This window comes from Arthrobacter sp. UNC362MFTsu5.1, assembly GCF_000685965.1.
Taxonomy (GTDB): domain Bacteria; phylum Actinomycetota; class Actinomycetes; order Actinomycetales; family Micrococcaceae; genus Arthrobacter.
This window is the reverse complement of the sequence record NZ_JMLE01000041.1, coordinates 15,347-29,243: the sequence shown is the minus strand read 5'-3', so window position 1 is coordinate 29,243 and position 13,897 is coordinate 15,347. Positions and strand designations below refer to the sequence as shown.

Below are 13,897 nucleotides of genomic sequence, written 5' to 3'. Positions count from 1 at the left end.
CCACGTACCCGATGTCCACGTACCCGATGTCTTCGAACAGTCGGAGATTGCCAGGGCAGCCATCATCAAGCACACGGCGGCCGTGACCGGAACGATAGTCAGCCGCGTGGACATCCGGCTGACTGGTTCCCACCGCGCTGATTTCAAGCAGGCTGGCCGGGGCGGGCAGCGATGAGAGGAAAAGCAATGGCCGGGAAACTCCACATCAACCGCATGGTCCGCCGGGAATTGCATTCCTCCCGTGCTGTCGCTTCCGCAGCCACGGCCACCGCCACAGCGGGGTTCCTGCTGTGGCTGGCACTGGAAACAGTCCTGGACGCGGCTGGGCAGCAGGCCTTCATTGCCCGGCCGCTGGACGCGGCGCGCTGGATCACCGGCGCTGCGGGTGCCGCTTCCCCGTCCCTCCTGACGGCGGCCGGTGCCTTGCTCGGAGCGGCCGGGATGATGTTCCTGGTCCTTGCGGCCGCGCCGGGACGGCGTTCCCGGCACGCACTCGGCAGCCCTCGTGCGGCCGTCGTTGCGGACAGCGAAGTCATCGCGGCGGCCATTTCCCGGACCGCCTGGCGGGTGGCGGGCATTGCCCCGGCGCAGGTCTCCACCACCGTCGGCAGCCGGGCCGTGAGCGTAACGGTCCGTCCGACGTCGGGCATTCCCGTCGATGCCGACGCCGTCAAAACTGCCGTTGAGGTCGAACTCGCTAGGTATGCGCTGCGCCGCAGGATGCGTTCGGGAGTCCATGTCACCACCAAGGGAGCGCTCGGCCAATGACCGGAACACACCGCGGCCTGAACCGTTTCCTCCTGGCGCTGACCGGACTGCTGCTGATCGCTGCTGGCACGCTCACCGCGAGCGCCCGGACCGTTCCGGGACTCGCAGGGCACCTGGCTGCCACCGGACGTGCGGGGTGGGACCGGATCCGGGCCGCCCTGGCCTCCGCACCGCTGCCGGACGGCAACACCAGCTGGTGGACCATTGCTGCCATTGGTGTCCTGCTGCTGGGCGCGGCCCTCCTGATCAGCTGGGCCGCCTCCCAGGGCGGAGGCCGCACCCGAGTTGTGGCGGAGAAGCCGGGCGCCGGCCAGGGAACCACCACCGTGGAAACAGGCCTGGTATCCCGGCTGGTCACCGAAGCCCTGGCAGGCAACCGCCTGGTGCTCGCAGCCTCCGTTAGCGCGTGGCAGGTCCGCGGCCGCGCAGGAGTGGTCCCCGCCTTAAAAATCAGCATCCAGGCCCGCCACGGCGCCTGTCCGCGGGAGCTCGCGGACACCGCCGAACAGCTCGTCGCCGGACTCGATCGGATACTGGGCCATCCGGTCCCCGTGCTGGTCCGAATCACTGCCGGGACCAGGACGCGCCTGGCTCGACCCGACCGCGCCCGCTAACCGTTCCACCGGCAACCACCCTTAGTCCAGCACCAGCCAGAACTACCCCGAGAGGACATCCCATGGGACTCGACGACAAAGGCCGCAACGTAGTCATCAACCACCTTGGAGCCGCCAAGGAGCACACCGGCCGGCTGATCCGCAATGAGGAGCTCCAGCGGGAAGGCCAGATGGACCAGGCCCAGGCCAAGCTCGGCGCGGCCGCCGAAGCCGCGAAGGACGGGCTCGGCAAAAGCTGAGTGAAAGCGCCGCCGCCCAGTGCTGGCGGCCCGCCCTGATACGAGCCGGGAAGGAAAACAGAATCCAGTGGACGGCCAAACACCGCTGCCGCACGGCCTGGAACTCGTTCCGGACGCCATCCTTGCCGGGCGCGCCTCTGACGGCGACACCGCAGCTTTTGAAGCCCTGGCCCGGCGCTACGGGCCGCAGATGCGGGCATGCGCCCGGCGGATCACCGGGTCCTTCGCCGACGCCGACGACGTCGTCCAGGAGTCATTGATGCAGGCGTGGAACCAGCTGGACACGCTACGGGACAACGGCGCGGTGAAGGGCTGGCTGCTGCGCATCACGGGCAGCCGCAGCATCGACCATCTCAGGCGCCGGAAGGTCCACCCGGAGCTGGCTACGGCCGAAAATGAAGCCACCGCCGCGGGCGCAGCCAGCAATCCCGAATCTGCGGTCCTAAACGGCTCCCGGGTGGCCGCCCTGAGGTCTGCCCTGGCCAGGCTCCCGGAAGAGCAGCGCCGCTGCTGGGTCCTGAAGGAATTCGGCGACCAGAGTTATGAGGAGATCGCCTCGACGTTGAAGATCAGCGCCGACAGTGTCCGCGGCCGGCTGGCACGGGCGCGGATCACATTGGCCCGCGAAATGGAGGAGTGGCGATGAGCATCCCCAACGACAACCTCGAGTGCGGGCACAGCCTCGAAGGGCTCTCCACGTACCTGGACACCGGCGGGATTCCCGATCCGCAGCATCTGGAGGAATGCCCGGAATGCCAGGCCGCCCTCGCATCCCTCCGCAACCTCAAAGCCCTGGGCAGCGAATTCCTCGGCGAGGAAATCGCGGCGGCAGGCAAGGGAACGGACGCCTGGATGCAGTCCATCCTGGACAACCTGCGGCTCGAGGTGCGTCCCGGCCGCACCATCCCGTTGCGGTCCGACCACCCTGGGGACACCCTGTCCGAAACCGAGGGCGCCATCACGGCCCTTGTCCGCGCCGTTGGTGATGCACTCGACGGTGTCGCCGTGGGCAAGTGCAGGCTCCGCGGGGATATCACGGTGCCCGGCGCTCCCGTGACCCTGGAAGTCCAACTGGCTGTTCTCTACGGCCACCAGATGATCGGCCGGGCCTCAGCCTTGCGCGAGCGTCTTGCCGTTGCGCTCGCCCGGCACACGGAACTGAACGTCGCGGCGATCGACCTTGCTGTCTCCGACGTCCTTCAGCCCCTGCAGGCCACCCCGCCCACCAGTGAGGAGAACCAGCCATGAACCTGCCCCAGGCTGATGAAGTTTACGACGTGATCATGGCCGTGGACGGCGTCACGGCCGTCTATCCGGCCCGTGCGGGGTGGCAGAACCTTGCCGGCGCAGCGCTGGGCGCGGTCACCGGCGTCCAGCCCCCGGCGGTTCTTGTCCTGCCTGCGGCCGGGGCCGACAGCACGGCGGCCGAGGTCAGGACCCGGATCGGCGTCAGTTCCGCGCACCGGGCACCGGACGTCTGCCGGGATGTGGCGTCAGCCATCCGTCACCACTGCCACCCCCTGTCCGTCACCGTGGATGTGCAGGTGGCTGCCATATCCGGCCCCCGGCCATCCTGAAGCGGAGGCTGCGGAGCAGCCCGGGCGGACATTGTGACGTCCAACAACGGACTACACTTGATGCCTTGAGGCTCGACGTTTGTCGAGGACCAAGCAACCCGGACTCCGGCCGAACCGGGTTGCCGGACGACAAAAACAGGGAGGCCCCGCCATCGCGCCTGGCCCGCCACCGAGCCGGAGAATGCCCTTTCCCACTCCGGCGGCCAGTCCGGGCGCAGCGGCGCACACCGTCGTCATACGAAAGTCCCGGCCGCCGGAACCGGCGGCAGCTCCCACGCCGGAGGGCTCAGAACCGGACCTAATCTTGATTCACCCCAACTGTTACCTACGTCACATTGTGGCGGCTCCGTGCAGACGGCGGCGCGGCACCCTGCCTGGCGGGCAGGCCGCAGCGACGCAGTCAGCCTGAGACAAGGAAAGAAGCACAGATGTCTGAACGCACCACCACGGTTGCCCGGAACACTGCAACGGAACCCACCAGCGGAGGCCACAGCCAGGAACCGCACCTTGCCCGCGCGCTGAGCAACCGGCACATCCAGCTGCTGGCCATCGGCGGCGCCATCGGCACCGGCCTGTTCATGGGATCCGGCAAGACCATCTCCCTCGCCGGCCCGTCCGTCATCTTCGTCTACATGATCATCGGCTTCATGCTGTTCTTCGTGATGCGCGCCATGGGCGAAATCCTGCTGTCCAACCTGAACTACAAATCCTTCAGCGACTTCGCGGGAGACCTCCTGGGCCCCTGGGCCGGATTCTTCACCGGCTGGTCCTACTGGTTCTTCTGGGTGGTCACCGGCGTGGCGGACATCGTGGCAATTGCCGGCTACGTGGACAAGCTGGCCCCCGGAACCCCGCTGTGGATCCCCGCGCTGATCACCCCCGTAGTGCTGATCCTGCTGAACCTCCCCACGGTCAAAGCCTTCGGTGAAGCCGAATTCTGGTTCGCCATCATCAAGGTGGTGGCCATCCTGGCGCTGATCGGCACCGGCATCGTTATGATCGCCACGAACTTCACCTCCCCCAACGGCGCGGTGGCCAGCCTCGCCAACATCTGGAACGACGGCGGCATGTTCCCGCACGGCATGTTCGGATTCATCCTCGGCTTCCAGATCGCCATCTTCGCCTTCGCCGGCATCGAACTCGTGGGCACGGCGGCAGCTGAAACCAAGGACCCGGAGAAGAACCTCCCGCGGGCCATCAACTCCATCCCCATCCGCGTGCTGCTGTTCTACGTGGGCGCCCTGGTGGTCATCATGGCGGTCAACCCGTGGCGGACCATCGACGCCGCCAGCAGCCCGTTCATCGGCATGTTCACCCTGGCCGGCCTGGGCATCGCCGCCGTGGTGATCAACCTGGTGGTCCTCACCTCAGCGGCCTCCAGCGCCAACTCCGGCATCTACTCCACCTCGCGCATGGTCTACGGCCTGGCCCAGGACGGCAACGCCCCGAAGGCCTTCGGCAAGCTGAGCATCCGCAAGGTTCCGCAGAACGCCCTGCTGTTCTCCTGCATCTTCCTGCTTGCCGGCCTGGTGCTGCTTTACTCGGGCGACTCAGTCATCGGCGCGTTCACCGTGGTCACCTCGGTGGCGTCCGTGCTCACCATGTTTGTCTGGTCCATGATCCTGATCAGCTACATCGTGTTCCGCCGCCGCCGTCCCGAGCTCCATGAAGCGTCCGCCTTCAAGATGCCCGGCGGCGCCTTCATGCCGTACGTGGTGCTGGCATTCTTCGTGTTCATGCTCGTGGCGCTCGCCCAGGCCGAGGACACCCGCCTCGCCCTGGTGGTTGCTCCCGTGTGGTTCCTGATCCTGGGCGCGGCCTGGTACGTCAACCGCAAGACGCCGCTCCAGCAGGCACGGATCGTTGAGTGGAAGGCCGAGTCTGATTCGGACAAGGCGAAAGTCAACGCCCTGAACTAGGACGATTTCCGCGCCGCAACCCGCGGCGCAACAACAACAGCGACGACGGCGATGGCGGCCGTGAGGGCGAAGACTCCCGCGAAGGAGGCGCCCGAAACTCCGCCCGCCGTCGTCGTTGTTGTTCCCGCCGCAGTTCCCGCTAAAGCACTGAACACGATCCCGGTGGTGGCAAGGGCCAGCGCGCCACCGAGCGAATCGGAGATGGACATGGCCGAGCTGTTGAAGCCCTCGGTGTCCGGCGTGGACATGGCCAGCGTCATGACGCTGAGCCGCGGATACATCAGGCCCATCCCGAAGCCGGCGGACATCCAGCCGGCAATGGCGACGGCGGCCGGCCAGCCCAGCACCGTGGTCACCAGGGCAAGCACGACGGCGGCAAGCACCATCACCGACCCGGCCTTCATCGCCCGGAGGTTGCTGAGCTTCCCGCCCATCCGGCCCTGGACGGCTGAGGCGCCGGCCCACGCCAGGGCGCCGCCGGTGAGGGTCAGCCCGGCAAAAGTGGGCGAATAGGCGTACCGCTCCACCAGCAGGTACGGAAGGTAGACCTCGGCGCCGAAGAACGCCGCGGAGACGAGCCCCCGGGCCAGGATGACGCTCGGCAGGCCGCGCCGGGCAAGAAGCGTGCCGCGCGGCACCAGCGGACGCACCGCCACAAAGGCGATCACGACGGCGGCCGCCGCCAGGAAGGCTCCGGCGCCGGGAACCTGCGCGGAAAGGTTCAGGCCGAGCACGGCCAGCGCCGCGAGGGCGGCCCAGGCGAGTCGGCCGTATGACCAACGCCCCGGGTCCGAGCTGCCCGCCGGGGCGCCGCGGAGTCCGCGCAGCGCGGGCACGATCATCAGGAGCGCCGGAACCACCAGCCCCACCACACCCAGGAACACCCAGTGCCAGCTGGCCGCCTGCGCCACGATTCCGGCCGCGAAGGGTCCCACCAGGGAAGGAATGACCCACGCCGCGGAAAACGCGGCGAAAATCTTCGGGTGCAGCACGGGCGGATAAACGCGCGCCACCACAACGTACAGCGCAACGGTCATGGCACCGCCGCCCAGTCCCTGCACCAGGCGCCCGGCCACCAGGACGGCCATGCTTCCTGCCGTCCCGGCGATCAGCAGCCCCAAAACGAACAGGGCCACGGAGGCGTAAAGCGGTCCCACAGGGCCGCGCCGGTCGGACCAGTTGCCGGCCGCCACCATGCCGATCACGCCGGTGGCCAACGGTCCTGCGAAGGCCAGCGCGTACAGGCCGGCGCCGTCCAGTTCGCGGCTGACCAGGGGCATGATGGTGGTTACGGCCAGCGACTCAAAGGCGGCCAGGAACACCAGGGCACACGCGCCGGACGTCACGAGCAGGTAGTGGCGGTGCAGGATACCTGCAGCCTCAGGGGCGGCGGCGGGGGCGCTACGTTGCACGATGGTGGCCTGATCAGTCGTTTCGGATGCGTGCCTGCCATTAAACACCTCAGGCCGTGATGTCCGGGGTCATCCCGAACATCACGGCCTGTGCTGCGCGCCGGGAACACGGCCGACGCCGCCGTTCCCTTTAGGGGGCGACCGTCACCTTATCCCCGCCGGCCGGTTCCACCTGGCTTGGGTCCTGATCCTTGCGCCCTTCCAACTGGCCACCCGACTTTGCGGTGAGCGGAACGAACAGGAAGGCAAGGGCGGCGATGACCCCCGGGACGGCAAAAAACAGGAAGTTCATCTCAACCGGAAGTTTGAGCGTCAGCAGAATTCCGCCGAACGTCGGACCGACGATGGCACCCATCCGTCCGACCCCCGATGCCAGTCCGATCGCCGTCGAGCGCATGAACGACGGATAGTACTGGGACACGAAGGAGTACGAAATATTCTGTGCTCCCATCGTGCAAGCCCCGCTGACGGCCACAAGCAGCAGGAGGACGGCCATGTTATTGCCGAATCCCAGCAAGGTCAGCGAAACCGCGGCGATCACGAACATGGGGACGAGCACCCTCTTGACGCCCCAGGCATCCGCAAGCCGGCCCAGGACGAGGGTTCCGACGATGCCGCCAACGTTCAGGGCGATCGTGAAGGTCAGGCCCGAGTTCAGGGCATACCCCGCGTCGACCATCAGTTTGGGCAGCCAGGTGGTCAGTCCGTTGACCATGAGCAGGCACATGAAGAAGGCAACCCAGATCATCAGCGTCCCCAGTGCGCGGCGGTTCTTGAACAGCGCACCGACCGGGCTGCCGGGTTCCTTCTCCTGGAGTCCGGTGAAACCTGCCGTGGCGGGGAGGGCCGCCTTGTCGTTGATCTTCGCCAAGGTGGCACGCAGCTCTTCGAGCTTCCCCTTCTGCAGGAGCATGGCCGGAGAGTCCAGGAAGTACTTCATCATGAACGGCAGGAAGAGCAGGGGAAGCACGGCAACCCAGTACACGCTTTGCCAGCCGAACGCAGGAAGCAAGAGCATGGCGACGAAGGCTGCCAGGATGCCGCCCACCGAGAAGAAGCACATCACCACAGCCACCATGGTGTTGGCACGCTTCCTCGGCGCGTAGTCAGTCAACATGGCGATGACGCTGGGAAGGATGCCGCCGATCCCCAGGCCGGCCATGGCGCGGAGGACAGAGAACTGAACCGGCCCCGGGGCAAATCCGCTGAGTGCCGTTGCGGCGCTGAAGAGGATGATGCTGGCCGTGAGGACCTTCTTCCGCCCGAACCGGTCCGCCAGGATCCCGAACAGGATGGCGCCAACCATCATCCCTACCGGCCCGTAACTGCCGATGGCGCCGGCCTCGACGGGTCCCAAAGACCACTGTTTCATCAGGACGGGCAGAACCGACCCGTAGACCACCAGATCGTACATGTCGAAGGTGATGATGAAGCAGGCCCAGAACAGCATGCCGGCCTGGAAACGATTGAAGCCCGCTTCTTCGATGAAGGCCTTCACGTTGATGGTTGTCATGTCAGTTGGCTTTCTGCCGTCTTGGCATTTGTGGTGAAAGGCAGGAGCAGGCGGGACTGGTGGGCGGCGTCGCGGTAGATCTTGTGGGTGACGGGCCGGCCTACCGGGAGGTGGAAGGCGTCCGGCGGGAGCAGCGAGTTGTGCTCGTCGGCCAGCGGCTCGGCGTTGGACAGTTCCACCGTCAGCTTGTGGCCCGGCCTGAACGTGTTCGCGAACGGGAAGAGCCGCAGCACGTATTCCTCGATCTGCCCCGGTTCCACGGGCACGGAACGGGTGTGCGGGTGGTACGGGTTGCCCTCGGTGGTGCGGTCATCGAGCTCCCGGTGCGAGGCCTTGAGGTATCCGCTCGTGATGAGCTGGCGCTTGCCGTTGGGGGCGTAGTCCCACAGGCGCAGGATGAAGTTGGTGTCCGGCTGGTCGATCTCGGCGAAGATGTGCGCAGCGCCGGTGCCGATCATTTCCGTGTCTTCTTCGAAGGGATCGGTGGACCAGCTGATGATCTGCACCTGGTCGGTCACGGTCAACGGGGCCTGGTAGAAGCCGTCCGGGGCGGCGTATTCGGCGCCCATCAGCTCGGGCTCCGGGGAGAGCTTGTGGCGCGGGCGCAGGTACAGCGATTTGTACCCGATGTCCTTCGGCGGCCACTGGTCAGCGGTGACCACCTCACGGGAGCCCTCCACGAAAACGCTCACGGCAGGCTCGTCCATCACGCCGTTGTCGATGCCCTTGATCCAGTAGTCGTACCACCGGAACATCTTGTCGTGCTCCTCGATGAAGGGACGCGACTGCATCGGCGGGTAGGGCCCGATGTCCAGCTTCTTCGGGCCCTTCAGCTCGTTGAACAGCTCGATGGTGCCGTCCAGCGTCCAGCCGCGGCCCTGGTCCAGCTGCAGCCACACCGGGATGTCGATGTTCGGGGCCAGCGTGATGGGGTTGCGTTCCTCGTACCACTCCCCGTCGAGTTCGTTCATCACGATGTCGAACCAGGCTTCGTGGTTCTTCGGGTAGTTCAGGACGTGGACCAGGTTGGGCCAGGCGGCGACGTCCGGGTCCTGTAGCCGCTTGGCGACGAGCTCCTTCAGTTCCCCGGCGGAGTACTTCTCGATCATCCGGGACTTCACGCCGTCGGTGAACGCCCAGCCGGAGTCGCCTCCGCGGCCCTCGCGGGCAGCGCGCGGCATGAACCACATGATGCCGCCGTGGTACGTGGTCTCGTAGAAGTCGTAGTGGCCGCCGGAGACGAAGATCGCCTTCAGGTGCGGCGGGCGCTCGGCGGCGGCCAGCACCTGCATGGAGCCGAAGTAGGAGATGCCCACCATGCCTACGTTGCCGTCGCACCACGGCTGCTCCGCCACCCACTCGATGAAGTCGTAGGCGTCCTGGCCCAGCGACACACCGCCGGCGTTGTAGTTGCCGATGTGCTCGCCGCCGGAATGCCCGGAGCCGCGCAGGTCGCCGATGACGTGGACGTAGTCTTCCTTGACGATGCGGGCAATGTCGCCGGCTTCGATGCAGCCGTCCCACATCGGGCTGGGGCGGCGCTGCGGCGGGGTGGTCAGGGCCAGCGCCTGCAGTTCCTTGCCGTAAGGGCTCAGCGCCACCAGCGCCGGGCGCGGCTTGTCCTCGGCGCCCTGGTAAGCGTCCGCGGCCAGCTCGACGCCGTCGCGCATCGGGACCCGCAGGTCCTTGCGCACGGCGATCTTTTCCGCGCCGGCGTTCAGTAACTGGAAGTCATCCATGAGTGCTTATCTCCTCATCCTGGGTCAAGTGGTCCATCGTGGTGCGGTAGCCGTGGAGCGTCGTGAAGAACGGGGACGGTTCCAGGCCGGGGTCGCCCTGGTAGCCGAGTTCTCCGGCCACGCTGGCGAAGGGCGAGTACGGCGAGTCCGTGTCCTGCAGTCCGGCAGCCACGCAGCCGCACGCTGCATCCCTGACGCGGGCCTCCAGCTCCAGGCTCGCCTGGAGCGCTTCCCGGGCCTGCCCGGCGTCGAGCTCCACGCCGTAAGGTGTGCCGTCCGCACGGCGGTAGGGGTGCCCCAGGTAGAGGTGCTGCGGACGGATCTCGTCGTTGAGGTACTGCAGGCTCTTGCGGTAGCCGGCCGGGTCAACAAATCCGGGGAATCCGTTGGCCGCGCCGTGGACCTGTACGGCGTCGCCCACGAACACGTCGTTTTGTCCGTCAAGGACGTACGCGACCGACCCGGCGGTGTGTCCGGGAATCGAGCGGACTGAAACGGTGACGTCGCCGCCGAGGGAAAGAGTCTCGCCGCCGCGCACCAGGAGCGCCGGTTCCATCTCGCCTGAAATGACGGCATTGGTGGCGGCGGTCAGCTTTGCCTCGCCGTCGGGGTCCTGCAGATACTGTCCGCGTCCGGCAAGGTATTCGTCCACGTGCGCCCGGCGGGAGCGGAGCATCGGCGCGTCCGCCTCGTGGATGACCACCTGCGCCCGCCGCCCGGTGAGCTCCCACAGGGCGTACGCACCTCCGATGTGGTCGATATGGCCGTGGGTCAGGAAGATCCAGCGGACGTCTTCGATCCGGCGGCCGATCGCCTCGAGTGCCGGGACCATGCCTTCGGCGGGCGAGGAGGCGATCCCGGTGTCCACGATGGCGGGCTCCGGTGCGTCGATGAAGAAGCTGTAGAGGCCGAACCGGCCCCACGGCGAGACGATCGGATGAACGGCGACCGGCGTCGTCATGGCGCTGTTCCCTCTGTAGACGCTGTCCCCTTGTTGGACACTGTCCCCGCGTTCAGGAATTCGCCCGTCTCCTCGAATGCCCGGTAGAACTCCGGGATCCAGGCGAAGTTCTGGACGAAACCGTGGTTGGCTCCCTCGTAGCGGCTGACTGTCGCATCAACACCGGCCGCCGACAGGTGCCGGCCGTACAGTTCCCCCTCATCCCGCAGGGGGTCGTGCTCTGCAGTGATGACCAGGGCTGCCGGCAGCCCTGAGAGGTCCCCGCGCTTGATCGGTGAGACAAACGGGTCCGCCGGGTCAGCCCCGTTCTCGAGGTAGAACGAGTTGAACGGTGCGAGTCCCGCTGTCTCCAGCCCGTACCCTTCGGCGTTCTCCCGCATCGAAGGGTAACGGTCAGCGTCGAAATCCAGGTCCAGCGACGGGTAGAACAGGACCTGGTGGGTGATCCGGTTGAACCCGTCGTCGTGTGCTTTCGCGGCGACGGCGGCGACGAAGTTGCCGCCCGAGCTGTCGCCGGCGATGGCGAGGTTCTTCCCGTTCCAGCCCAGGCTGCTCCCCTGTTCGGCGGCCCAGCGGACCACGCCGTAGCAGTCCTCAAGCCCTGCCGGGAACGCAGCCTCGGGGGCCAGCCGGTAGCCCACCGAGATGACCTTGTGGCCGGTTTCCTTCGCCAGTGCCCGCGCCACGTGGTCATGGGTGTCCAGGCTGCCCAGGAAGAACGCGCCGCCGTGGAAGTAGACCAGGATCCCGTAGGCGTCCGCCTCCACGGGCGTGTAGATCCGCACCGGCACTTCACCGGCCGGCGTCACGGCCGTGGCGTCCTCCACGGAGTGGAGCGGCAGCCGGTCTTCCAGCGGCTGGACCTGGGCGGCCTCGCCGGCGCGCATGTCCCCGGGGTTCAGGGGAGACCCATCGGGCGCCGGCAGGGTTGCCAGGATTTTGGCAATTTCGGGATGGATGGTCATGGCGTTCAGGCCTTCGCCGCAGCTGGCACGGGTGCCGGCGCGCTCGCCGAGGCAGGCTTCTGGGACTCTGGCTTCTGCCCCGGGAAGACGTCGTTGACCTCTTCCTCGCTCCAGCCTTGGCGGGAGATGCGCTGCAGCTCGTCCGTGACCGGCTTGCGGGTTGCCTGGAACATAGCCAGTGCCTCCTTGACCGAACCGGCCCGGCCCAGCGCGTCGGCCAGTGCTCCGGCGTCCTCAATGGCGGAGTTCGCACCCTGGCCCTGGTGGTGCAGCATGGAGTGCGCCGCGTCGCCCATAAGCACCACGGAGTCGGTGTGCCACACATCAACCGGGTCGATGTCGTAGACGGCGCGGATGTTGACCGCGTCCATGTCGAGGTCCCGGGCGATGCTCACGATCCGGTCGTCGAAGCCCTCCACGGTCGCCAGGAGGTCCTCCTTCGTGATGGCGGGCGCCCACGTGCCGTCCGGGTTGAGGGCGGTGATATCGAAGGACATCTGGTTGCGGTGGCGCAGCGGCAGCAGGTAGACCTTCGTGCCCCTGCCCATGTACATGCGGAGGTTGTCGTCCGCCACCATGCCGTGGGCGTCGTCAGCGGAGATCACCACGCGGTAGGCGTGCTCGCCGGAGAACACCGGGCCCTTGTCACTGAAGAGCTGCTCACGTACCGAGGACTTGATGCCGTCGGCACCAACCACCAGGTCGGCCTCGGCGGTCTCCCCGTTGGCGAAGGTCAGGACGGAGCGGTCACCCTTGTCCTCGATGCTCTCCAACCGGTGGCCGAGCTGCACCATGCCCTCGGGAAGCACGCCCAGAAGGGCCTCGATAAAGTCGCGGCGGTGGATGAGGTAGGTCTGCTTCTCGTCGCCGAACTCCGGCCACGTGTCCTTCATGATGGGCTCACCGGTGGCGGTGAGGATTTCGAAGTAGTCGCTGGCCGAGCTCACCTTGGCGATCTCGTCGAAGATCCCCCACTGGCGGAACCGGGCCATGGTGGCGGGACGCAGGCCGATGCCGGCGCCCACCTCGCCCATCTGGGGAGCCTGCTCGTAGACCTTGACGTCCGCACCGAGCAGGCTCAGGGCCTTCGCCGCAGCGGCGCCGCCGTAGCCTGCGCCGACGATGGCGATCTTGAGGTTCTTGATGTCTTCAGCCTTCATGGTTTTATCTCTTTCGTGGCTCTGTAAGTTGCGGTGGTCTGTCCGGGGCTCAGGCGCTCAGCGACAGGAAGTCGGCCGGGTTGTCCTCGAGCAGGAGTTTGAGCGTGGCGTCGTCGATGCCGGCCGCGCGCATGTCGGGGATCATGTCCTCGAAGATGTAGTTGATGGTGTGGCCCTTCACGCCCGGCCAGCCCAGCGGGCTGCAGTTTGCGTCGGCCGAGACGAGGAGCTTGTCCGCATAGCCCTTGTTCACGAGCTTGACGAAGTGCTCCATGCGTTCGGCGCGCTTGCGGCCCCAGAACGGCGGATCCGGCAGCTCGAGGTCGTAGCCGAAGGTGTCGAAGCCGATGCGGCCGCCCTGCTCGTAGATCCAGTCGTGCGGGGTGATCGGGGCGTTCAGGCCGTCGTCGGCATGGCCGAAGAGCACGCGGTCCAGCGAAAGGCCCTCCTCGGTGAAGATGGTCACCGCCGGTTCGGGGTCGATGGCCAGGTGCGTCAGGATCGGAGCACCGGTGACGACGGCGGCGCGCGCCGCAGCGCGGTAGATGCGCTTGTCCAGGTCCGTCATCCGTCCGCCGCGGCTCACGCCGACCTTGATGACGCCGGCCTTGGCGCCCGTGTTGCCGATGCCGACCGTGATTTCGTGGATGAACACCTTCGTGAGGTAGTCCACGGTGGCACGGGAGAAGTGCGGCAGGGCGGTGTCGCCGCCCACGAAGCCGGTGCAGGCCACGATGTGCACGCCCGTCTTCTGCGACAGGGACTTGTAGTAGTCCACGTCGCGGCCGTTGCAGATGCCCGTGGCGTCCACGAAGGTCCCGCCGCCGTATTCGCGGAACTTCCGCAGCTTCGGCACGGTTTCCTCGTAGGCCTGTTCCGGCGACTTCCACCATTTGGTGTCCAGTTCGGAGCCGGGCATGCCGTAGCCGATGTGTTCGTGGACCGCCACGATTTCCAGTTCTTCGGCCGGGATGGTTCCCAGCACGGTGTTGACCTTGGTCATTCGTTCACCTCAGGGTTCGAAAGCTTG

At 66.8% G+C, this 13,897-nt stretch carries 14 protein-coding genes; 7 read left to right on the top strand and 7 right to left on the bottom strand.

Annotation, left to right across the window (positions count from 1 at the left end; translation table 11 throughout):
- Window positions 1-186: 186 nt before the first annotated feature.
- The 7 genes from BS38_RS0122705 (at window position 187) to cycA (ending at window position 5,117) form a co-directional block, all read left to right on the top strand.
- Complete coding sequence (locus BS38_RS0122705) at window positions 187-768, top strand: DUF6286 domain-containing protein (protein ID WP_028272831.1); 582 nt, start codon at window positions 187-189, stop codon at window positions 766-768.
- Window positions 765-1,382: a hypothetical protein gene (locus BS38_RS0122700; RefSeq protein WP_028272830.1), complete on the top strand. Its 618-nt coding sequence runs from the start codon at window positions 765-767 to the stop codon at window positions 1,380-1,382. The genes BS38_RS0122705 and BS38_RS0122700 overlap by 4 nt, the downstream gene beginning before the upstream one ends.
- Window positions 1,383-1,444: 62 nt before the next feature.
- Window positions 1,445-1,621: a CsbD family protein gene (locus tag BS38_RS27300; protein ID WP_156037228.1), complete on the top strand. Its 177-nt coding sequence runs from the start codon at window positions 1,445-1,447 to the stop codon at window positions 1,619-1,621.
- 67 nt (window positions 1,622-1,688) lie between these two features.
- On the top strand, window positions 1,689-2,267 hold the full coding sequence (locus tag BS38_RS0122690; protein ID WP_051629111.1) for an RNA polymerase sigma factor: 579 nt from the start codon (window positions 1,689-1,691) through the stop codon (window positions 2,265-2,267).
- Window positions 2,264-2,869 carry a hypothetical protein gene (locus BS38_RS0122685; protein ID WP_028272828.1) on the top strand — a complete coding sequence of 202 codons (606 nt, stop codon included), beginning with the start codon at window positions 2,264-2,266 and terminating at the stop codon, window positions 2,867-2,869. Before BS38_RS0122690 ends, BS38_RS0122685 begins: the two co-directional genes overlap by 4 nt.
- Entirely contained in the window at window positions 2,866-3,198 is a 333-nt protein-coding gene (locus BS38_RS26145; RefSeq protein ID WP_043439760.1) for a hypothetical protein, read from the top strand. Before BS38_RS0122685 ends, BS38_RS26145 begins: the two co-directional genes overlap by 4 nt.
- 428 nt (window positions 3,199-3,626) lie before the next feature.
- The gene (gene cycA, locus BS38_RS0122675) at window positions 3,627-5,117 is read left to right on the top strand and encodes a D-serine/D-alanine/glycine transporter (RefSeq protein ID WP_028272827.1); all 1,491 of its coding nucleotides are present in this window, start codon (window positions 3,627-3,629) and stop codon (window positions 5,115-5,117) included.
- On the opposite strand, the gene BS38_RS0122670 is transcribed toward cycA, so the two are convergent.
- The 7 genes from BS38_RS0122670 to BS38_RS0122640 all read right to left on the bottom strand — a co-directional run bounded on the left by BS38_RS0122670 (window position 5,114) and on the right by BS38_RS0122640 (window position 13,870).
- On the bottom strand, window positions 5,114-6,529 hold the full coding sequence (locus BS38_RS0122670; RefSeq protein WP_028272826.1) for an MFS transporter: 1,416 nt from the start codon (window positions 6,527-6,529) through the stop codon (window positions 5,114-5,116). The two genes, cycA and BS38_RS0122670, sit on opposite strands and share 4 nt — an antisense overlap.
- A gap of 130 nt (window positions 6,530-6,659) precedes the next feature.
- The gene (locus tag BS38_RS26140) at window positions 6,660-8,042 is read right to left on the bottom strand and encodes an MFS transporter (protein ID WP_081819024.1); all 1,383 of its coding nucleotides are present in this window, start codon (window positions 8,040-8,042) and stop codon (window positions 6,660-6,662) included.
- Window positions 8,039-9,781, bottom strand: a complete 1,743-nt coding sequence (locus BS38_RS0122660; RefSeq protein ID WP_028272825.1) for a CocE/NonD family hydrolase — start codon at window positions 9,779-9,781, stop codon at window positions 8,039-8,041. Before BS38_RS0122660 ends, BS38_RS26140 begins: the two co-directional genes overlap by 4 nt.
- On the bottom strand, window positions 9,774-10,742 hold the full coding sequence (locus BS38_RS0122655; protein WP_028272824.1) for an MBL fold metallo-hydrolase: 969 nt from the start codon (window positions 10,740-10,742) through the stop codon (window positions 9,774-9,776). Before BS38_RS0122655 ends, BS38_RS0122660 begins: the two co-directional genes overlap by 8 nt.
- Complete coding sequence (locus BS38_RS26135; RefSeq protein WP_051629110.1) at window positions 10,739-11,707, bottom strand: alpha/beta hydrolase; 969 nt, start codon at window positions 11,705-11,707, stop codon at window positions 10,739-10,741. The genes BS38_RS0122655 and BS38_RS26135 overlap by 4 nt, the downstream gene beginning before the upstream one ends.
- Before the next feature lie 5 nt (window positions 11,708-11,712).
- Window positions 11,713-12,867, bottom strand: coding sequence for an FAD-dependent monooxygenase (locus BS38_RS26130; RefSeq protein WP_043439758.1), 1,155 nt, complete (start codon window positions 12,865-12,867; stop codon window positions 11,713-11,715).
- Between the two features lie 49 nt (window positions 12,868-12,916).
- Window positions 12,917-13,870 (bottom strand): phosphotriesterase family protein, encoded by a 954-nt coding sequence (locus BS38_RS0122640; protein WP_028272823.1) that lies wholly within the window; start codon window positions 13,868-13,870, stop codon window positions 12,917-12,919.
- Window positions 13,871-13,897 lie beyond the last annotated feature (27 nt).

What these genes read in the sequence shown, in the direction of transcription:
- BS38_RS0122660 (WP_028272825.1), bottom strand. Translation starts at nt 9,781, where the DNA reads ATGGATGACTTCCAGTTACTGAACGCCGGCGCGGAAAAGATCGCCGTG.
- BS38_RS0122700 (WP_028272830.1), top strand. Translation starts at nt 765, where the DNA reads ATGACCGGAACACACCGCGGCCTGAACCGTTTCCTCCTGGCGCTGACC.
- BS38_RS0122705 (WP_028272831.1), top strand. Translation starts at nt 187, where the DNA reads ATGGCCGGGAAACTCCACATCAACCGCATGGTCCGCCGGGAATTGCAT.
- BS38_RS26140 (WP_081819024.1), bottom strand. Translation starts at nt 8,042, where the DNA reads ATGACAACCATCAACGTGAAGGCCTTCATCGAAGAAGCGGGCTTCAAT.
- cycA (WP_028272827.1), top strand. Translation starts at nt 3,627, where the DNA reads ATGTCTGAACGCACCACCACGGTTGCCCGGAACACTGCAACGGAACCC.
- BS38_RS27300 (WP_156037228.1), top strand. Translation starts at nt 1,445, where the DNA reads ATGGGACTCGACGACAAAGGCCGCAACGTAGTCATCAACCACCTTGGA.
- BS38_RS26145 (WP_043439760.1), top strand. Translation starts at nt 2,866, where the DNA reads ATGAACCTGCCCCAGGCTGATGAAGTTTACGACGTGATCATGGCCGTG.
- BS38_RS26135 (WP_051629110.1), bottom strand. Translation starts at nt 11,707, where the DNA reads ATGACCATCCATCCCGAAATTGCCAAAATCCTGGCAACCCTGCCGGCG.
- BS38_RS0122685 (WP_028272828.1), top strand. Translation starts at nt 2,264, where the DNA reads ATGAGCATCCCCAACGACAACCTCGAGTGCGGGCACAGCCTCGAAGGG.
- BS38_RS0122640 (WP_028272823.1), bottom strand. Translation starts at nt 13,870, where the DNA reads ATGACCAAGGTCAACACCGTGCTGGGAACCATCCCGGCCGAAGAACTG.
- BS38_RS0122655 (WP_028272824.1), bottom strand. Translation starts at nt 10,742, where the DNA reads ATGACGACGCCGGTCGCCGTTCATCCGATCGTCTCGCCGTGGGGCCGG.
- BS38_RS26130 (WP_043439758.1), bottom strand. Translation starts at nt 12,867, where the DNA reads ATGAAGGCTGAAGACATCAAGAACCTCAAGATCGCCATCGTCGGCGCA.